The 19074-nt window shown below is 60.9% G+C and carries 24 protein-coding genes; 23 read left to right on the top strand and 1 reads right to left on the bottom strand.

Features of this window, described 5'->3' with window-relative positions; all coding sequences use genetic code 11:
* The first annotated feature begins 170 nt into the window (after positions 1–170).
* The 4 genes from AC3YUO_RS07305 to ispF all read left to right on the top strand — a co-directional run bounded on the left by AC3YUO_RS07305 (position 171) and on the right by ispF (position 2686).
* Positions 171–329 (top strand): hypothetical protein, encoded by a 159-nt coding sequence (locus AC3YUO_RS07305; protein ID WP_489962373.1) that lies wholly within the window; start codon positions 171–173, stop codon positions 327–329.
* 594 nt (positions 330–923) lie between these two features.
* Positions 924–1403 carry a CarD family transcriptional regulator gene (locus AC3YUO_RS07310; RefSeq protein ID WP_489962374.1) on the top strand — a complete coding sequence of 160 codons (480 nt, stop codon included), beginning with the start codon at positions 924–926 and terminating at the stop codon, positions 1401–1403.
* 60 nt (positions 1404–1463) lie between these two features.
* Positions 1464–2204: a 2-C-methyl-D-erythritol 4-phosphate cytidylyltransferase gene (gene ispD, locus AC3YUO_RS07315; protein WP_489962375.1), complete on the top strand. Its 741-nt coding sequence runs from the start codon at positions 1464–1466 to the stop codon at positions 2202–2204.
* Positions 2204–2686, top strand: coding sequence for a 2-C-methyl-D-erythritol 2,4-cyclodiphosphate synthase (gene ispF, locus AC3YUO_RS07320; RefSeq protein WP_489962534.1), 483 nt, complete (start codon positions 2204–2206; stop codon positions 2684–2686). Before ispD ends, ispF begins: the two co-directional genes overlap by 1 nt.
* A gap of 61 nt (positions 2687–2747) precedes the next feature.
* On the opposite strand, the gene AC3YUO_RS07325 is transcribed toward ispF, so the two are convergent.
* A complete protein-coding gene (locus AC3YUO_RS07325; RefSeq protein WP_489962376.1) occupies positions 2748–3365 on the bottom strand; it encodes an NUDIX hydrolase N-terminal domain-containing protein in 618 nt (205 codons plus the stop codon).
* A gap of 179 nt (positions 3366–3544) precedes the next feature.
* Here AC3YUO_RS07325 and AC3YUO_RS07330 point away from each other — a divergent pair, with 179 nt between their 5' ends.
* The 19 genes from AC3YUO_RS07330 (at position 3545) to AC3YUO_RS07420 (ending at position 19051) form a co-directional block, all read left to right on the top strand.
* Positions 3545–3799 carry a putative Se/S carrier protein gene (locus tag AC3YUO_RS07330; protein WP_489962377.1) on the top strand — a complete coding sequence of 85 codons (255 nt, stop codon included), beginning with the start codon at positions 3545–3547 and terminating at the stop codon, positions 3797–3799.
* Positions 3796–4920: an aminotransferase class V-fold PLP-dependent enzyme gene (locus tag AC3YUO_RS07335; protein ID WP_489962378.1), complete on the top strand. Its 1125-nt coding sequence runs from the start codon at positions 3796–3798 to the stop codon at positions 4918–4920. The genes AC3YUO_RS07330 and AC3YUO_RS07335 overlap by 4 nt, the downstream gene beginning before the upstream one ends.
* 29 nt (positions 4921–4949) lie before the next feature.
* Complete coding sequence (locus AC3YUO_RS07340; RefSeq protein ID WP_489962379.1) at positions 4950–5141, top strand: hypothetical protein; 192 nt, start codon at positions 4950–4952, stop codon at positions 5139–5141.
* A gap of 100 nt (positions 5142–5241) precedes the next feature.
* A complete protein-coding gene (cdaA, locus tag AC3YUO_RS07345; protein WP_489962380.1) occupies positions 5242–6132 on the top strand; it encodes a diadenylate cyclase CdaA in 891 nt (296 codons plus the stop codon).
* Entirely contained in the window at positions 6129–7370 is a 1242-nt protein-coding gene (locus AC3YUO_RS07350) for a CdaR family protein (RefSeq protein ID WP_489962381.1), read from the top strand. Before cdaA ends, AC3YUO_RS07350 begins: the two co-directional genes overlap by 4 nt.
* A gap of 23 nt (positions 7371–7393) precedes the next feature.
* A complete protein-coding gene (locus AC3YUO_RS07355) occupies positions 7394–7816 on the top strand; it encodes a SoxR reducing system RseC family protein (protein ID WP_489962382.1) in 423 nt (140 codons plus the stop codon).
* A 10-nt stretch (positions 7817–7826) separates the two neighbouring features.
* Positions 7827–8693: a DUF5685 family protein gene (locus tag AC3YUO_RS07360; RefSeq protein WP_489962383.1), complete on the top strand. Its 867-nt coding sequence runs from the start codon at positions 7827–7829 to the stop codon at positions 8691–8693.
* On the top strand, positions 8690–9310 hold the full coding sequence (locus tag AC3YUO_RS07365) for a J domain-containing protein (protein WP_489962384.1): 621 nt from the start codon (positions 8690–8692) through the stop codon (positions 9308–9310). The genes AC3YUO_RS07360 and AC3YUO_RS07365 overlap by 4 nt, the downstream gene beginning before the upstream one ends.
* 1 nt (position 9311) lies before the next feature.
* Complete coding sequence (locus AC3YUO_RS07370) at positions 9312–9842, top strand: hypothetical protein (RefSeq protein ID WP_489962385.1); 531 nt, start codon at positions 9312–9314, stop codon at positions 9840–9842.
* Between the two features lie 31 nt (positions 9843–9873).
* Entirely contained in the window at positions 9874–10752 is an 879-nt protein-coding gene (locus AC3YUO_RS07375; protein WP_489962386.1) for a YicC/YloC family endoribonuclease, read from the top strand.
* 12 nt (positions 10753–10764) lie between these two features.
* Complete coding sequence (gene remA / locus AC3YUO_RS07380; RefSeq protein WP_489962387.1) at positions 10765–11034, top strand: extracellular matrix/biofilm regulator RemA; 270 nt, start codon at positions 10765–10767, stop codon at positions 11032–11034.
* Positions 11025–11639 carry a guanylate kinase gene (gene gmk / locus AC3YUO_RS07385; protein WP_489962388.1) on the top strand — a complete coding sequence of 205 codons (615 nt, stop codon included), beginning with the start codon at positions 11025–11027 and terminating at the stop codon, positions 11637–11639. Before remA ends, gmk begins: the two co-directional genes overlap by 10 nt.
* 52 nt (positions 11640–11691) lie before the next feature.
* The gene (gene rpoZ / locus AC3YUO_RS07390) at positions 11692–11880 is read left to right on the top strand and encodes a DNA-directed RNA polymerase subunit omega (protein WP_489962535.1); all 189 of its coding nucleotides are present in this window, start codon (positions 11692–11694) and stop codon (positions 11878–11880) included.
* Between the two features lie 71 nt (positions 11881–11951).
* Positions 11952–14417 (top strand): replication restart helicase PriA, encoded by a 2466-nt coding sequence (gene priA / locus AC3YUO_RS07395; protein WP_489962389.1) that lies wholly within the window; start codon positions 11952–11954, stop codon positions 14415–14417.
* Between the two features lie 27 nt (positions 14418–14444).
* Entirely contained in the window at positions 14445–14942 is a 498-nt protein-coding gene (gene def / locus AC3YUO_RS07400; RefSeq protein WP_118641446.1) for a peptide deformylase, read from the top strand.
* The gene (gene fmt / locus AC3YUO_RS07405) at positions 14939–15862 is read left to right on the top strand and encodes a methionyl-tRNA formyltransferase (RefSeq protein ID WP_489962390.1); all 924 of its coding nucleotides are present in this window, start codon (positions 14939–14941) and stop codon (positions 15860–15862) included. Before def ends, fmt begins: the two co-directional genes overlap by 4 nt.
* A 51-nt stretch (positions 15863–15913) precedes the next feature.
* Entirely contained in the window at positions 15914–17254 is a 1341-nt protein-coding gene (rsmB, locus tag AC3YUO_RS07410) for a 16S rRNA (cytosine(967)-C(5))-methyltransferase RsmB (protein ID WP_489962391.1), read from the top strand.
* Entirely contained in the window at positions 17247–18278 is a 1032-nt protein-coding gene (gene rlmN, locus AC3YUO_RS07415; protein WP_489962392.1) for a dual-specificity RNA methyltransferase RlmN, read from the top strand. Before rsmB ends, rlmN begins: the two co-directional genes overlap by 8 nt.
* A 47-nt stretch (positions 18279–18325) precedes the next feature.
* The gene (locus tag AC3YUO_RS07420) at positions 18326–19051 is read left to right on the top strand and encodes a Stp1/IreP family PP2C-type Ser/Thr phosphatase (RefSeq protein WP_489962393.1); all 726 of its coding nucleotides are present in this window, start codon (positions 18326–18328) and stop codon (positions 19049–19051) included.
* The last annotated feature ends 23 nt before the right edge of the window (positions 19052–19074 follow it).

Raw genomic sequence — 19074 nt, forward strand, 5'->3', positions numbered from 1 at the left:
CGTTTGTGGAAAATGCCCCCTGAAATGGCAGTTGTATGTTTGGTCACGTGAGCGTTCCAAGGCGGAAGAGTGTCCGGGAGGGGACGACCTTCCCCGCAGGGTCAAAAGAGGCGTATATCCGGCTCCCATTCCGGACATTCTGAGCATATCTCAACAAGGAGGTGCTTTCCATGAAGCAGGAGAAGCAGCCTAAAAGCCGAAAAGGCCGGAGCCTGAAGGGCTCATCCCCCATCGCCGGGCAGAACCGGACGGATCCTGAGACCAACGCCCAGGACCCCATGGCGGATCCGCTGGAGATGCGGATGAAACGGGAAGGGCATGATATGTAAAAAAGATAGAAACCATTCACAAACTGTTCACGGTTTATTCGCTGTTTTTTGAAATATTCGGCAATGAACTGTGCTATCCTGTGTGTGGAACAAGGATCCAATGTTTTCCCTCTTGTTTGGCAAGCCAACAGGCTGCCGGGGCCGGTTTGCCCGCGAAGAGCCGGTCCAACGGTGGACTGATGTGAGAATCCTCGTATCAGGAAGCCGATCGCCTGGCGCCGATATGCGCCTCACTGCCGCCCTGTGGCAGCGCCCCGGGGCGGCAGACCACAAGCAGCCGCTGCAGCGGTTTTCATATATAGAACCAACACACCTCTCCTCTCGAATGCAGTGCCGGCTCCACCGGCAGCGGAAAAGACAGACTTGTCTGTGCAGTAAGGCACAGCGGGTCTGTCTTTTCTTTGTGCAGAGAAGGGGAGACAGGACGAAAGCCGGGTGGAGGAGGGGAATCCCTTAAAAAAGAGGAGTTTTTTTAAATTTTTATAGAATTCTGGTAAGAATTGGCCTTTTTGCTTGCAACAAAGCGTTTAGATTGCTATAATTAAGACTAGAATACTGGTAGGAAAAGGATGGTTGAGGGACGGGAGGTTGGGGATGTCATTTCAGATTGGTGATAAGGTAGTCCACCCGATGTACGGGGCCGGCATTTTGGAGAGTGTAGTGCAGCGAAAGGTTGGCGGAGTGGTTCGGGACTATTACATCATGAAGCTCCCCGAACGGTCCATGGTCGTGATGATCCCCACAGAGAACAGCGAGGAGATCGGAGTTCGCCCGGTCATCGACTGCGAGCAGGCGGATCGGATCCTGGCCTCCATACCCAACATTCAGGTGGAGATGACATCCAACTGGAACCACCGCTACCGGGAGAATCTGGAGCGGCTGAAAAGCGGCGACCTGCTGGAGGTGGCCTGGGTGGTCAAGGGGCTCACCCAGCGGGAGACAAGCCGTGGCCTGTCCACCGGGGAGCGGAAAATGCTCCATTCCGCCCGTCAGATTCTGATTTCCGAGCTGGTGCTGTCCAAGAGCATCAGCTATGAGGGCGCCGAGCAGGCGCTGGATACCGCTTTGGCCTGAGGCCGATTTGGCGAGATAAAAAAGAGCCGGCAGGCTCTTTTTTTACAGGGAGGATGGAAGATGGAAGGACTGTTGTCGCGCTGGCAGAGAAACCGGCGGGAGCGGAACCCAATCTGCTCTGTGGTTGTGGTGGCTGCGGGCTCGGCCCGGCGGATGGAGGGAATTGATAAAATCCTGACGCCGCTGGGCGAACTGCCTGTGCTGGTCCACACCCTGGGGGTGTTTCAGGACTGCCCCAGAGTGGAGGAGATTGTGGTGGTCACCCGGGAGGATCTGCTGGTGGAGATCAGCCGTCTGTGCCGGGACTACGGCATGGACAAGGTGACCAAGGTGATTGTGGGAGGCGCGGAACGGATTCATTCCGTTCGGGCCGGGCTGAGAGAAGTGCGGCCCGACGCGGAGCTCATTGCTATTCACGACGGGGCACGGCCTCTGGTGACGGGAGAGCTCGTGTTGGAGACCATTGCACGGGCCGGGGAGACAGGAGCGGCGGCTCCGGCCATTCCTATTACCGATACCATCAAGCGGGCGGAGGGGGACCTGGCGGTGGAAACGGTGGACCGCGCAGACCTGCGGGCCATCCAGACGCCCCAGATCTTTCAGGCCGACCTCATCCGGGCCGCCATTCAGAAGGCGCTGGAGGACGGCGAGGTGCTCACCGACGACTGTGCGGCGGTGGAGCGGCTGGGTATGAAGGTTTCGCTCACCCGGGGCAGCCGGGAGAATATTAAAATTACCACGCCCTTTGATTTGCTGCTGGGAGAAGCCATCCTGGAGCATCGGGCAGGAGGTGTGTTGTGATGCGGATTGGACACGGATACGACGTACATAAACTGGTGCCGGAGCGGCCGCTGATCCTGGGCGGCGTGACGGTGCCCTATGAGAAAGGCCTGCTGGGCCACTCCGACGCCGATGTGCTGACCCATGCGGTGATGGACGCCCTGCTGGGGGCGGCTGCCCTGGGGGATATCGGCCGGCATTTCCCGGACAGCGATCCCTCTTACAGCGGAGCGGACAGCCTGAAGCTGTTGGATCATGTGATGGTGCTGCTGCGGGAGAACGGCTGGAAGGTGGGGAATGTGGATGCCACCATTCTGGCCCAGCGGCCCAAGCTGGCCGCCTATATCCCTCAGATGCGGGACAATCTGGCGGTCCGTATGGGCGTGGAGCCGGAGCGGGTGAATGTGAAGGCCACCACGGAGGAGGGCCTGGGCTTCACCGGCGCAGGAGAAGGGATTGCCGCCCATGCGCTGTGCCTTCTGGAGCAGCGCGGCGACGTATAAAACGAGCAGAATAGAGGAGGGCTCCGGTGGTGATGCACCGGAGCCCTTTTTCTTTTTGAAGTTACTCCACCAACGTCTTCCAGTTGGGGTCGTCCTTGGCATGGAAGCACAGGCGGATCTGTTCCTCCGTACACTTGTCCCGGCACAGGGGCGGAAGACTATCCAGGGGGAAATAGCCGCTGGCCGTGGTCTCGATGTTGGAAACAAAGGAACCGCCCAAAACAGTGCAAAGGAAAAAGACCTTACAGATTCCGTAGGCGTAGGGCGGCAGGTTGTGTTTGTTCCGATCCTGGAGAGCGATGACCCGGTCAATGGTCACCTCCAGCCCGGCCTCCTCCCGAACCTCTTTGACGGCGTTTTCTCCCACCGAGAGGTTCACATCCGCCCAGCCGCCGGGCAGGGCCCAGAGGCCGTTGTTTTCCTGCACCAGGAGGATTTTGTCCCCCTGGAAAATGGCCGCCCGGGTGTCCAGCTTGGGGGTCTGATAGCCAGTCTCGCAGCAGAAGAGCTCCTCCACCTTTTCCAGAGATACATCGGAGATCTGGCTGACCATTTCCGCCGCGATTTCCCGGATGCGGGTAAAGCGTTCAATGTCATAAACGTCCTTGCCGTAAAACAGTCCGGCCTGAGCCAGGCTTTGCAGCTCCACGGCCCAATCCAGCAGCTGACTGCGCTCCATAGTTCTGCCTCCATTCACGGTTGTCCAGGTAAGACCATTATAGATCGGCTGGCGGCTGAGGCGCAAGGGGAGCGGAAGGGAGGGCGGCGGCATACAATACATCAGGGAGAGAATCCCCGGTCTGGCTGCCGGCATTTTGCCTGCCGGGGCCAGTCTGTCATGGGGGAAAGGAACGTATTATGCTCTATTATCTGATTGTATGCCGCTCCCTGACCTATGCCCAGCGGACCGCCGCGGCGCTGGAGCGGGCGGGCATTACCACCCGCATCCTGCGCTCGCCCAAGAGCATTGCCGGGGAAGGGTGCAGCCACAGTGTAAAAATTTCGCAGCGAAATCTGCCCGATGCCCTGCGGGTCCTGGAGCGGGTCCAGCTGCAGCCAAAGCGTATCTTCATTACTGCGGGGGATGGAAGCTACCAGGAGGTGGAGCTGTGATCTACCTGGACAGCGCCGCCACCACCCTGCAGAAGCCTCCTGCCGTGGCCCAGGCGGTGGCCCGGGCAGTTAACCGCATGGCCAGCCCTGGCCGGGGAGGACACCGCCCCGCCATGCTGGCTGCCCGGACGGCCTACGCCTGCCGGGAGGAGGCGGCCGCGCTCTTTCATGTGCCGTCGCCGGAGCAGGTGGTGTTTACCTTCAATGCCACCCACGGACTAAATCTCGCCATCTATTCCCTGGTGAAGCCGGGCATGCGGGTGCTGATTTCCGGTTATGAGCACAACGCCGTCACCCGGCCGCTCCATACCATTCCGGACGTGGAGATCCAGGTGGCGGACGGGCCGCTGTTTCAGCCCGGAGAGATGCTCCGGCGTTTTCAGGCCATCCTGAACGAAGGACGCATAGATGTGGTGGTCTGCACCCATGTGTCCAACGTGTTTGGCTATGTGCTGCCCATCCTGGACATCGCGGCGCTGTGCCGGGAGCGGAAGGTACCGCTCATCGTGGACGCCTCCCAGTCTGCCGGCTGTCTCCCGGTGGACTTTCAAGCGCTGGGCGCGGCGTTTGTGGCCATGCCCGGGCACAAAGGGCTCTACGGCCCCCAGGGAACGGGGCTTCTGCTGTGCGGACAGCCAGGAGAGGCCCTGGTGCAAGGCGGAACAGGCAGCGAATCCATCCGCCAGACCATGCCGGAATTCCTGCCCGACCACCTGGAGGCCGGCACCCATAACATTGCTGGGCTGGCCGGACTGCTGGAAGGGCTGCGGTATGTACGCAGGGTGGGCACCCCGTCCATTGCCGCCCGGGAACGCCGCCTTATCCGGCAGCTTGGTACGCAGCTGAAAAAGCTGCCGGGGCTGGAGGTCTGGCTGGCACCGGACCCGGAGGCCCAGAGCGGAGTGCTGTCCTTCCGGGCCGCCGGAGTGGACTGCGAGGAGCTGGGCGAACGGCTGGGAGACCGGGGGATTGCCCTCCGGGCCGGGCTGCACTGTGCTCCGCTGGCCCATCAGACGGCGGGGACGCTGGAGATAGGCACCCTTCGGGCCAGCGTATCCGCATTCAACACGGAGCGGGAAATTCAGCAGGCTGCCTCGGTTGTGGGCCGCCTGTTGGCCTGAAAAAAGCCGCTTTCGGGCCGTGGAAACGAGTGCCTGACGGCCCAAATGCGGCCGGAAAACAGGAAAAATACAAAGGCTATTTTTTGAACGGGCGCTGGAACGCACAGCCGTTTTTTGAGCAAGCGGCTATGGCTTCCGGCGCCTTTTCTGCTTGGGATAGAAGCAGGAATTTCTGCCGTCCAATACAAAATTCCCGCGAAAAATTCATGAAATTTTCATAAGGAAGAAGCCCTTTCGTGTTGCCATCCAAGCAGGAATATCGTATAATAACAAAATAGGAAAATTGTGTCCAGGGATTTTCCCGGATGCCTGGAGAAAGGAGTGGTCTTCTTGCTGGAAGCGGTTCAGACCTTTTTACAAATGTCGCTGCCGTTAAGTCTGAGGCTGTCCGACCTGCTGGATATTGCCATTCTTTCCTTTGTTATTTATAAAATCCTGTGGATCCTGCGGAAAACCAGTTCCGGCCGGGTCCTGTGGGGAATTCTGATTCTGCTCTTTGCCATGGCGCTCTTTTCCCAGATGGAGCTGATTGCCACCAGCTTCCTGCTGGGAAAGCTGGTGGAATGGGGCGTCGTGGTCCTTGTGGTTCTGTTCCAGCCGGAGATCCGCCGCTTTTTGGAGCGGGTGGGCAGCAGCCGGTTGGGGCTGGTTTTCTCGTCTAATAAATCGTCCCCTATGGATTTGGAATTTGCCATTGCCCAGACCACGGCCGCTTATACGGACATGTCCCGGGACAAGGTAGGGGCGCTGATGGTATTTGAGCGGCAGAACCTGCTGGATGATGTGATTAAGACGGGTACCGCCCTGGACTGCGCAGTGTCCAGTGAGCTTTTGAAAAATATCTTCTGGAATAAGGCGCCCCTTCACGACGGCGCGGTCATCGTCCGCGACGGCCGGATTGTGGGGGCGGGCTGTATGCTGCCCCTGTCGGGCAACGTGAATCTCAGCCGGGATTTGGGAATGCGTCACCGGGCCGGTATCGGCATGAGTGAGCACTCCGACGCTGTGGTGGTGATTGTCTCGGAGGAGACCGGATCCATCTCCGCGGCTGTGGGCGGCATGCTCAAGCGCCATCTGGCGCCGGAGACGCTGGAGCGCCTTCTGCGCAACGAATTGCTCAACGATGACAAACAGGAGGAGAAAAAAGGCACTCAGATCCCCCTGCTGAACCAGATTTTAGGCTGGAGCAGAAAGGAGGGCGACCGGTCATGATAAATCGTCTTCGTGAAAGCCGGTGGGCCTATATTCTGCTGTCCATTCTTCTTGCCTTTGTGTTCTGGTATTATGTGCGGGCCGAGCTGGACCCGTCGCAGCCCACTTGGTTCCGGGACGTGGAGGTAGAAATCGTCAACGGCAGTGTGCTGACCCGCCAGGGTCTCACTGTATCCGAACTGTCTCAGGACACCGTGGATCTCTATATTGAAGCGCCCGCCAGCATCCGGGAGGCCCTGATCCGAAACCGCGCGGAGATTACCGTGACGGTGGACGTCTCCCGCTGCGTGGAGGGGGAAAATAAGCTCTCCTATGACATCAGCTGGCCGGAGAGCGTCAATGTTGAGAACAACAACAACGTCGCCGTGTTGGAGCGGGATCCCAGTGTCATCACGGTAACGGTGGATAAGCTGTATACCCAGACCTTTGATGTGGAGTTCCAGCTGAAGGGCTCGGTGGCCAAGGGCTACCAGGCCGGAACAGCAGTGCTCAGTCCGGAGACGGTAACCGTCAGCGGATCGGTGGATCAGGTAAGTCAGGTTGCCAAGGTCGTAGCCGTTCTGGAAGAGGAGGAGCTGGACGAGCGCTTTGCCGGCGATCTGCCTCTGACTCTGCTGGATGGAGACGGTAACGTGCTGACGGATCTGGAGGTCACGCTGGACACCGAGTCGGTGTACGTGGTACTGCCCATCGTAGTCGTGAAGGAAATTCCGTTGACAGTCAATGTGATTCCCGGCGGCGGTGCTACCGAGGATGATGTAAAGATTAAGATTGAGCCCAAGACGATTACGGTGTCCGGAGCGGAGGAAGATCTGGAGAATCTGACCGAGATCTCCCTGGGCAGTGTGGATTTGTCCAAGGTGATGGGTACCACCAGCATTACCAAGGAGGTGGCGCTGGATCCCAGCCTGGAGAACGTCAGCGGCATTACGTCCGCCGTGGTGACGGTGACCGTGGAGGGACTTGCCACCCGGAATATTGACGTGGACAACATTTCACCCTCCTCGGATATTCCCAGCGGCTATACCGTGACCTTCGCCACGCAGGTTAAGACCGTCACCGTGCGGGGAAAGCAGGAGGCTGTGGATGCGCTGGACGCCAGCCAAATCCGTATTGTAGCGGACCTGTCGGACATCGCCTCGGTGGGTACCTATCCGGTGCCGGTGAAGGTGTATGTGGACGCAGAAGGCGTGGGCGTAGTGGGCGAATACAGCATTGTGGTCAATGTAAGCAGATAGTTTGCTGGGAGGCAGCAGAAATCATGGTTCAAAACGCAATTGTCAAACGAATTGTCCAGCCCGGTGTGGCGGAGGTATCCCTGCTCCGGCAGATGGAGTGTGGGCTGCACTGCGACGGAGCCTGTGCTGGGTGCAGCCAGAAGCCCAAGGAGGAGATTCTGGCCCTGGCCAGCAACTCCATCGGAGCTCAGCCGGGGGACCACGTGGAGGTGGAACCCACTTCCCGACACAACATCGGCATCTCTGTGGTAGCCTTTGTGGTTCCCTGTGTGGGACTGGGTGCGGGCTATGCCCTGGGACAGTCCCTGCTGGGACTGGGGGAGGGGACGGCCCTCCTCACGGCGCTGGTGGGACTGGCGGTAGGATGTCTGCCCGCAATTCTGATGAATCGTGCCATGGTCCGGAGCAAGGCACCTGAGTTTTCCATCTTAAAGTTCCTGCGCTGAGGGAGTTTCCATGTTTGGCTATGTGAGGCCCCTGCGCCCGGAGCTGAAGTGCCGGGACTTCGACCTGTATCGGGCCACCTACTGCGGACTGTGCCGGTGCCTGCGACGGCGGTACGGTCTGGTGGCCCCTATGCTGCTCAACTTCGATTTCACCTTTCTGGCGCTGCTGCTGTGGGAGGCGGAGCCCTCCTTTACCCCCTGCCGGGGGCGGTGCCACGCCAACCCGCTGGTGAAGAAGCCCATGTGCCCCGACAGTCCCGCATTGGAACTGGCGGCGGATGCCACCATCCTTTTGACTTGGTGGAAGGTGAAGGACTCGGTGGCGGATGAGAGTCTGTGGCGGGGAATCCCGGCACGGCTGCTGGAAGTGATTCTGTACCCCGCCTATTGCAAGGCGGCCCGTCAGCGTCCGGACTTTGACCGGACAACCCGGACCTGTCTGGAGGAGCTTGCCGCCTTAGAGCGGGAGGGCTGTCCCTCCATCGACCGCACGGCGGACACCTTTGCCCGCATTCTCCAGGCGGCAGCACCGGAGGAGGGCGAGCAGGGACGGGTTTTGAGACAGCTTCTCTACCACCTGGGACGGTGGATTTACCTTGTTGATGCCAGAGATGACCTGGCGGAGGACCGGCTGGCGGAGCGTTATAATCCCATTGCGCTGCGCTACGGACCGGAGGGGGATGACCCGTCTCTCAAGCAGACCCTGGACCACTCCCTGGAGCTGATAGGCGCCGCCTTTCAGCTGGGGGAATTTGGGTGCCGGACACCCCTACTGGAAAATATCGTATACCTGGGCCTTCCGCTGGTGCAGCGGGCCGTCTTTGACGGCAGCTGGGCTCAAATTAAAAAACAAAAGATATGGAGTAACCGAGAATGAGAGACCCATACAGCGTCCTTGGCGTAAGCCAGAATGCCAGCGATGAGGAGATCAAAAAGGCGTACCGTGAGCTGGCCCGTAAGTACCATCCGGACAACTACCAGAACAATCCTCTGGCCGACCTGGCGGAGGAGAAGATGAAGGAGATCAACGAGGCCTACGAGGCGATCACCAAACAGCGTGCCGGCGGTGGCGGCGGCTATCAGGGGTCTTCCGGCTATTCAGGCGGTTACTCCGGCGGCTATTCCGGCCAGCAGGGAGGGTATTCCTCCGCGTCTTCCAATCCCACCTACGCCCGTGTGCGGAGCATGATCAATGCCGGGGATCTGGGCACGGCAGAGCGCCTGTTGAACGAGGTGCCCAACCGGGACGGAGAGTGGTACTTCCTCAGCGGAAGCATCGCCTACCGCAAGGGATGGCTGGATGAGGCCTCCCAGAACTATATGCGTGCCGTGCAGATGGAGCCCAATAACATGGAGTACCGCCAGGCCTACGCCATGATGCAGCAGCGGGCAGGCGGCTACCGGCCCTACGGCAACGCAGGTACTGTGGACGCGCTGGACTGCTGTACCACCATGATGTGTCTGAACTGTCTGTGCGGGGGAGGGCAGTGCTGATATGCCCGGACCATTTTCTACCAAAAGCCGTTCTATTGCTGTGGCCGGCGTGCTGGCGGCCGGAAGCCTGGCTATTTTGTGGCTGGCCTGCGTAGTTCCCTCCGGGCGCCTGGGCGTGACGGCGGCGGCCGGTCTGTTTCCTGTGGCCGGTGTGCTGGCAGCAGGGCGGATGGCCGGTTACCTGTGCTGGGCGGCAGGGGGCATTCTGGGCCTCATCCTGCTGCCGGACAAGGGCGTGGCCCTGTTGTATCTGGCCTTCCTGGGGCTCTATCCGGTGGTGAAGAGCCGCATTGAGTCCCTGCGCCGTTTGAGCATAGAGTGGGTGTTGAAGCTGGCGTTTTTCAACGCGGTGCTGACCCTTTTTTGGTTTGTGTTCCGGAGCATGTTTTTGCCCCAGCCGCCCCAGTGGCTGGGTGACAACAGCCTTCTGCTCTATGGGGCGGGCAACCTGGTCTTTATCGTCTATGATATAGGCCTGTCCCGCCTGATTGGCCTGTTCCAGGCCCGGTTGGGCCCGGGGCGGCGTCGCTGAAGTACCAATTCACAAGAGGAGAGTGACAGTCTTGGTCAAGAGTATGACCGGCTATGGCCGGGCGGAGGAGACAGTAAACGGCTGTACCATCACCGTTGAGCTGCGGTCGGTGAACAACCGCTATCTGGATTGCAATGTCCGTATTCCCCGGCTCTATCTGTTTGCGGAGGATGCCATCAAGACCCGGGTGCAGAACACCATTTCCCGGGGAAAGGTGGATGTCTTTGTTACATTGGACAATGCGGGGGCGGAAAAGGTCCAGGTGTCGGTGAACCGGCCTGTGGCCGACGGTTACTACGCCGCCCTGCGGCAGCTGTCTGAGATCTACGGCCTGGAGGGAGAGATTTCCGTTTCCCTGCTGTCCCGGTTCCCTGAGGTCCTTCTGGCTGAGAAGGCGGAGGAGGACGTGGAGCAGATGGCCAAGGACATCTGCTCGGTGCTGGACCGGGCGCTTGCTGACTTTGACCAGATGCGTACCCGGGAGGGCGAGCGCCTGCGGGAGGATGTCCTCAGCCGGGCCGCTGCCATCGAGGAGAAGGTGGGCCTGGTGGAGGAGCGCTCCCCCCAGACCGTGTCGGAGTACCGCGCCAAGCTGGAGGCCCGCATGGATGAGGTGCTGGCCAATACCCAGATTGACCCCGCCCGCATCCTCACCGAGGCGGCTATCTTTGCCGACAAGGTGGCGGTGGACGAGGAGACCGTCCGCCTGCGCAGCCACATCGGCCAGCTCCGGGAGATGCTGGACAAGGGCGGCGCCACCGGACGAAAGCTGGACTTCCTCATTCAGGAGTTCAACCGGGAGGCCAACACCATCGGCTCCAAGTGCAGCGACATTGAGATTGCCCGCCATGTGGTGGACATCAAGGCGGAGATTGAAAAGATCCGGGAGCAGGTCCAGAACATCGAGTAAGGAGGCGGCCTTGTGCGGCTTATTAACATTGGATTCGGCAACCTGGTGTCCGCCAACCGCCTGATTGCCATTGTCAGTCCGGACTCCGCCCCCATCAAGCGTATGGTACAGGAGGCCAGAGACCGGGGTGAGCTCATCGACGCCACCTACGGCCGGCGTACCAAGGCGGTGATTATGATGGATAACGACCATCTGGTTCTGTCGGCGCTTCAGCCGGAGACCATAGCCAACCGCCTGTCCGGAGAAAAGGACGGAGCAGAGGAGGAAGCAGAATGGCAGTAAGAAAGAAAGAGAAAGGCCAGCTCATTGTACTCTCCGGCCCCTCCGGGGTGGGAAAGAGCACGGTGATTGCCGAGCTGCTGGGCCAGCGGGACAACATCTATTTCTCCGTTTCCTACACCACCCGGAAGCCCCGGGTTGGGGAACAGGACGGAGTCAACTACAACTTTGTCTCCCGGGCCGAGTTTGAGCGGATGATCGCAGACGATGAGCTGCTGGAGTATGCGGAGTACGTGGACAACTACTACGGCACCTCGCTGAAGGCTATCCGGGAGCGCTTGGATGCCGGAATTGACGTGCTGCTGGACATTGAGGTCCAGGGCGCGGCCAAGGTGAAGAAGCGCTGTCCCGACGCGCTGTTTATCTTCATTATGCCGCCCTCCTTTGAGGAGCTGTCCCGGCGGCTTCACAAGCGCAATACCGACAGTGAGGATGTCATTGCCGGCCGGCTGGAAAAGGCCCGTACCGAGTTCCGGGAGGTGCCCAACTACGACTACCTGGTCATCAACGACAAGGTATCCGGTGCGGTGCACGAAATTGAGGCCATTCTCACCGCGGCGGAGTGCCGGGTGGAAAACCGGAGACAGATGCTGTCTCAGTTTACCTGATTTTGGTTAAAACCTATTTGGTGTGATATTGGAAAGGAAGTTTTGTGTTATGATGCTCTATCCTGCAATGAAAGATCTGCTGGCCAAGGTGCCCAGCCGCTATAAGCTGGTGAATGTGGTGGCCCACAAGGCCCGTCAGATTGCCCTTGAGGCTGAGATGACCGGCGAGCCCCTGGAGGATAAGCCGGTAAGCATTGCCATCCGGATGGTTGCGGAAGGCGAAGTAGACGACGAGGAGTAAGGGAGTGAGGAAAGCAAGCGATGGGGGAGCCCTCGCTTGCTTTCCTTTCCGCAAGCGGGGAGGTGAGGCATATGGGACGTCTGGTGGCCAAGGTGGCGGTGTCCAAAGCCGTCTACGCCATCGACAAGCCCTATGACTACCTGGTCCCCGCTGCTCTGGAGGAGACTCTGCGCCCCGGAATGCGTGTGCTGGTCCCGTTTGGGGCGGGCAACCGGGGCAGTGAAGGGATTATCCTCTCTTTGGGAGAGGAGCCCATGCCCGGCCCATCCCTGAAGGCAGTTCACGCCCAGCTGGACCCGGAGCCGGTGCTGGACCACGAGGGCATTCAGCTGGCCCTGTGGATGCGGGAGCGGTACTTTTGTACGGTTTACGACTGCGTCAAGGCCATGCTGCCCGCCGGGCTCTACTTTGCCCTGAAGGACCAGGTGGTGCTGCGGGAGGACCTGGACCGGGAACAGGCCTATGAGGCGGTGGAGGGCTCCGGCAGCGCCAAACAGCTGCTGGAGATGCTGCTGAGCTGGGGCGGCGGAGGCGACATGGAGCAAATCCGCCTGGCCTTCGGCAGCAAAGACCCCAACCCAGCCATTCATACCCTCACTCAGCTGGGACTGGCGCGTGTGGAGACCAGCGCCCAGCGGGGCGTCGGAGACAAGACGGAGAAGCTGGCGGTGCTGGCCATTCCGGCAGAGGACGCTATGGCCATGGTCACCCCCCGGCGGAAGTCGGCCCCTCTGCGCTACTCGGTGACCCAGCTGCTGTGTACCCTGGGAGCAGCCTCCGTGAAGGAGCTGTGCTACTTCACGGGATCCTCTATGCCCACCATCAAATCTTTGGAAAAAAGCGGAATCCTCACGGTGGAAAAGCAGGAGGTGTTCCGGCGTATTTCCGTCCAGGACGTGGAGCCGGCAGGGGAGCTGGTGCTCAATGAAGAGCAGCAGGTGGCCTTTTCCGGGCTGGATGCCTTGGCGGAGACGGGAAAGCCGGAGGCGGCGCTGCTGTACGGCGTCACCGGCAGCGGCAAGACCCAGGTCTATATCCGGCTTATTCAGAAGACCCTGGAGCGGGGGAAAGGGGCCCTGGTGCTGGTCCCGGAGATTGTTCTGACTCCCCAGCTCCTTCGAATTTTTACATCCTACTTTGGAGAACAAATTGCAGTGCTTCACAGCTCCCTGCGGGCGGGAGAGCGCTACGACGAGTGGAAACGGGTGCGCAGGGGCGAGGCCCGAGTGGTCATTGGAACCCGGTCGGCCGTCTTTGCTCCGGTGCAGGAGCTTGGGCTCATCGTGCTGGATGAGGAGCAGGAGAGCAGCTATAAGTCGGAGAACGTCCCCCGCTACCACGCCCGGGATGTGGCCAAGTACCGCTGTGTGCAGAACCGGGCCCTGCTGGTGCTGGGCTCGGCCACCCCTTCGGTGGAGACCATGTACCAGGCCAGGCAGGGCGTTTTAAAGCTGTTTACCCTGAAAAAGCGCTACAACCAGAAGGCGCTGCCCCAGGTGATCCTGGCCGACATGAAGGAGGAGCTGCGCAGCGGAAACGCCGGTGCCATCAGCAGTGTGCTCCGCCGGGAGCTGGAGGCCAACCTGGAGCGGGGGGAGCAGTCTATTTTGTTCCTCAACCGCCGGGGAGCCAACCGGATGGTGTCCTGCGGGGAGTGCGGCCAGGTGCCCGAGTGCCCCCGCTGCTCCGTCAAGCTGACCTACCACTCGGCCAACGGGCGGCTCATGTGTCACCACTGTGGCCACTCCCAGCCGCTGCCGGCCGCCTGCCCCTCCTGCGGCGGGAAGCTGAACTTCATCGGCATTGGCACCCAGAAGGTGCAGGAGGAGCTGGAGGAGCTGTTTCCCGGGACGGAGATTCTGCGCATGGACACGGATACCGTCTCGGCCGCCCATCCACACGAGGAGCTGCTGGAGCGTTTTCGAAAAAAGAAGGTGCCCATCCTGGTGGGGACCCAGATGGTGGCCAAGGGACTGGACTTTGAAAACGTCACGCTGGTTGGCGTGGTGGCCCCGGACCTCGCCCTGTATGTGGATGATTTTCGAGCGGCGGAGCGCACCTTCTCCCTGCTTACCCAGGTGGTAGGCCGGGCCGGGCGGGGTGAGAAGCAGGGCCGGGCGGTGATCCAGACCTATACCCCCGACAACGATGTGATTTCCTTTGCCGCCCGTCAGGACTATGCAAATTTTTACCGCGAGGAGATTGCGCTGCGGCGAATGCGCCGCTATCCACCCTTTTCCGACCTTGTGGTGATAACGGCCTCCGGGCTGGAGGAGGGGGCGGTTCTGCGCTGCTGTGTCCGCCTGCGCCAGGGGCTGGAGGCTTATCCGGCAGGAGAACAGGCCTGGCAGATTCTGGGGCCTGCGCCTGCGGCGGTGGCCAAGGTGAACAACCGCTACCGCTATCGGCTGACGCTGGTGGGGCGGCAGGACAAAGCCGCGCGGCAGCGTATCGCGGCCCTGCTTCGGGCTGCACAGCAGGACAAAGAAAACCGAGGCATTTCCGTCTATGCGGATTTGGACCCCTATAACAGCTGAGTGTAATCAGAATAAGGAGACGATACCATGGCAATCCGTACCATTTTGACCAAGGGTGAGCCTGCGCTGAACAAGGTGTGCCACCCGGTCACCAAGTTTGACGATAAGCTGGCCGACCTCTTGGACGATCTGAAGGAGACCCTGGCCCAGGCCAACGGACTGGGTCTGGCGGCGCCCCAGGTGGGCATTCTGCGCCGGGCGGTCATCGTGGTCAATGAAGAAGGAGAGATGCTGGAGCTGGTCAACCCCGAGATCATTGCCCGGGAGGGGGAGCAGGACGGCCTGGAGGGCTGCCTGTCCGTGCCTGGCATGTGGGGCTATGTGAAGCGGCCCGCCTGGGTTCGGGTAAAGGCCCAGGACCGCAAGGGAAACTGGTTTGAGGTGGAGGGCAGCGACATCACCGCCCGCTGCTTCTGCCATGAGCTCAGCCATCTGGACGGCCATCTGTATACGGAGCTGTGCGACAAGCTCTATACCAACGAGGACCTGGACCGGATGATGGAGGAGCAGGAGGACCAGGAATGAGAATTGTGTTCATGGGCACGCCGGACTTCGCGGTTCCCTCGCTGGAGGCCCTGCTGGCCGCCGGCCATGAGGTGTGCGGCGTGTTCACCCAGCCGGACAAGCCCAAAAACCGGGGAATGAAGCTGCTTCCGCCTCCGGTGAAAGTAACGGCCCAGAGCCATGACATCCCGGTGTTCCAGCCCACTCAACTGCGGGACGGCAGCGCCCTTGAGGAGCTCCGCGCCCTGGCTCCGGAGCTTATTGTGGTGGCGGCCTACGGCCGCATTCTGCCCCAGGAGATTCTGGACCTGCCTCCCAAGGGCTGCATCAATGTCCACTCCTCTCTGCTGCCCCGCTACCGGGGAGCCGCCCCTATTAACTGGGCGGTGGTGAACGGAGACAAGGAGACGGGTGTGACCATTATGAAGGTGGCGCCCGAGCTGGACGCGGGTGATATTCTGGGCCAGGTCTCTACCCCTATTGACCCGGAGGAGACGGTAGAGACCGTTCACGACCGGTTGGCCGGGCTGGGAGGAGAACTGCTGGTGAAGGTGGTGGAGGAAATTGCCGCCGGAACGGTGCAGGCGGTTCCCCAGGATCCTCAGCTGGTGACCTACGCCCCCATGCTGTCCCGGGCCCTGGCCCCCATCGACTGGAGCCAGAGCGCCAATTCCATTCACAACAAGGTTCGTGGCCTGGTGCCCTGGCCTGCCACTTCCACCGATGTCTTTTCCAAGGAGCCGGTGAAGGTGTTTGCCGTAGCCGAGACAGGGGAGCACACCGGAAAGGCGCCCGGCACAGTGCTTGCCGCCCGGCCGGAGGGCATTGACGTGGCCTGCGGCGACGGCATGGTTCTGCGTATCCTGGAGCTGCAGGCTCCGGGCAGCCGGAGAATGGCGGCGGCGGACTATCTCCGCGGCCACCCCATCACCATCGCGTAACAGAGCGGGACCAAGTCCCGCAGCTTATCAATCGGAAGGAGGCGGAGCGGTATGGACGCCAGGGAAGCGGCTCTTTTGACCTTAAATGCCTGCCATCGGCAGGGAGGCTGGTCGGACGGTGTGCTGAAAAAGCAACTGGCCGCCGCCAAGCTGGACAGCCGGGATGCCGCCCTGGCCACCCAGCTGTGCTTCGGCGTGCTCCAGAACCAGCTGCTGCTGGATTTCTATCTGTCCCAGTTTTCCAACATTGCCCTGAGCCGCATGGAGGGAAAGGTGCTCCAGGCCCTGCGCCTGGGGGCCTACCAGATGCTGTTTCTGGACCGCATCCCCCACAGTGCGGCGGTGAACTGCTCGGTGGAGATGACCAAGCGGCTGTGCAAAAACCCCAGGGCCGCGGGAATGGTCAACGGAATTCTGCGGAGCGTGGAACGAAATCTCGACCATCTGCCTGCCATCCCCAACACCGACCCGGTGTCCTATCTGTCCATCCTTTACTCCCACCCGGAGTGGCTTGTAAAGGAATTTTGCATGACACTGGGGACGGAGGAAGGGGCCAAGCTTCTGGCCGCCGACAACCACCAGCCCTCCATGACGGTGATGGTGAACACGCTGCGTGGGACCGCGGAGCAGGTGGCTCAGCAGCTGATGGAGCAGAGGGTGGAGGTCACGCCCCACCCCTGGCTTGACGACTGCCTTGTTCTGTCTAAAACGGGGGACCTGGAGGGACTGGAGGCCTTCCGGGAGGGCCTGTTTTACGTTCAGGACCCCGCCTCCCGTCTGGCTGTGGAGGCAGCAGAGGTGCGCCCCGGCATGCGGGTGCTGGACTGCTGCGCCGCCCCGGGCGGCAAGTCCTTTGCCGCCGGGATTGCCATGAAAAATGAGGGGGAACTCATCTCCTGTGACATTCATCCCCACAAAAAGAAGCTGCTGCAGGCGGGGGCCGACCGCCTGGGCCTGTCTCTGCTTCACCCCATGACGGCGGATGGAAAGGTGTTCCGCCCGGAGTGGGAGGGGGCCTTTGACCGGGTGCTGGTAGACGCCCCATGCTCCGGCCTGGGAGTCATCCGGAAGAAGCCGGACATCCGCTACAAGGACCCGGAGCCCCTGAAGGGGCTTCCGGAGGTGCAGCGGGCCATTCTCGCCAACGCATCCCGGTATGTGCGTCCCGGCGGAATTTTGCTCTATTCCACCTGTACGCTGCTGCCCCGGGAGAACGAGGAGGTTGTCCGGTGGTTCCTGGAGGAACACAAAGACTTCAAGGCAGAAGCCTTTACACTGCCTGGACCGGTTGGAACTGCGGCTGACGGTCTGGTGACGCTGCTGCCCCACCGCCACGGGACGGACGGCTTCTTTATCTGCCGCATGAGAAGGGAGGGGCGCGCGGATGGTTGACATCAAATCCATGACCCTGGAGGAGCTGACCGCCTGGTTCAAGGAACAGGGGGAGCCCGCGTTCCGGGCCAAACAGGTGTTTCGTTGGCTCTATCGCGGGGTAAACTCCTTTGAGGAGATGAGCGATCTGTCCAAGGCGTTACGGCAGAAGCTGAGCGAGACCTGCTTCATCACCCACCCGGTTGTGGCCCGGAAGCAGAAGTCCGCCCTGGACGGGACCATCAAATACCTGTGGGAACTGGGCGACGGCAACTGCATTGAGACGGTGTTCATGCGCTACAAGCATGGCAACACCGTGTGCATCTCCAGCCAGGTGGGCTGCCGCATGGGCTGTGCCTTCTGTGCCTCCACCATTGCGGGCAAGGTGCGCAACCTCACCCCTGCGGAGATGGTGGACCAGGTGCTCTTTACCCAGCTGGACAGCGGGGAGCCCATTTCCAACATCGTGCTCATGGGTATTGGAGAGCCTCTGGATAACTTTGACACGGTGATGCAGTTTCTCCGCCTGGTCAACCATCCCGACGGACTAAACATCGGCATGCGCCATATCTCCCTGTCCACCTGCGGACTGGTGGACCAAATTGACAAACTGGCTCAGTATGGGTTACAATTAACCCTGTCCGTGTCCCTCCACGCCCCGGATGATGAGACTCGGTCCAAAATTATGCCTGTCAACCGGGCGGTGGGCGTGAAGACGCTGATGGACACCTGCCGGCGGTATTTTCAGACCACCGGACGGCGGATTTCCTATGAGTACGCCATGATCGACGGGGTAAACGATTCTGACTGGCAGGCCGACCTGCTGGCGGATCTGCTGAAAGGGATGCCCGGCCATGTGAATCTCATCCCCCTCAACGAGGTGGAGGAGAGTCCCCTGAAGCCCAGCCGCCGGGTGGCCGCGTTCCAAAAGCGGCTGGAGCAGCGGGGCGTCACCGTGACGGTGCGCCGCAAGCTGGGCGGCGACATTGACGCCTCCTGCGGCCAGCTGCGCCGCAAGGCAATGAAAGAGCATCAGCCGCAGTAGTGCGGCTTCGGTCTGGAAGCGCCGGAACTCCGGCAGAAAAGAGGAAGATGAACATGCAGGTATGGGGTGTCACCCATCAGGGTATGGTTCGACAACAGAATCAGGATACCTTTGACGCGAGGACGCTGGAGGACGGCCGGATTATAGCCTTGGTGTGCGACGGCATGGGCGGAGCCCGGGCGGGCAACGTGGCCAGCACCATGGCGGTGGACCTGTTCATGCGGAACTTCCTGGAGGCCGGAGATGTGGCCGACGGGGAGGCCCGGATGCGCCAGGCTGCGGCGGCTGCCAACCACGAGGTATTTCAGCGGGCCACCACCGATCAGGAGTGCGTGGGCATGGGTACCACGCTGGTGGCTGCTCTGGCGGGTCCGGAGGAGGCGGTGGTCCTCAACGAGGGGGACAGCCGGGCCTACTACGTGACCCAGGACGGCATCTCGCTGGTGACCCGGGACCACTCCCTGGTGGAAGATATGGTGGCGCGGGGAGAGCTGACCCGGGACGAAGCCCGCAACCATCCCCACAAAAACCTGATTACCCGGGCCCTGGGGGCTGAGCCGGTGCTGATGGCCGACTGCTTCCGCCAGAGGCTGGAGGAGGGCAGCTGCCTTCTGCTGTGCAGCGACGGACTGAGCAATGTGGTCTCCGAACAGGAGATGCTCTACGAGGTCATTCACGGCGGAGACAATGAGAGCTGCTGTCAGCGGCTTTTGGAAATTGCGCTGCATCGCGGAGCTCCTGACAATGTCACCGCGGTGCTGATCTGCCGCTGAGAATCCCTGTATGAAGCTGAATA

This window comes from Pseudoflavonifractor sp. HNCC25GI2, assembly GCF_058136395.1.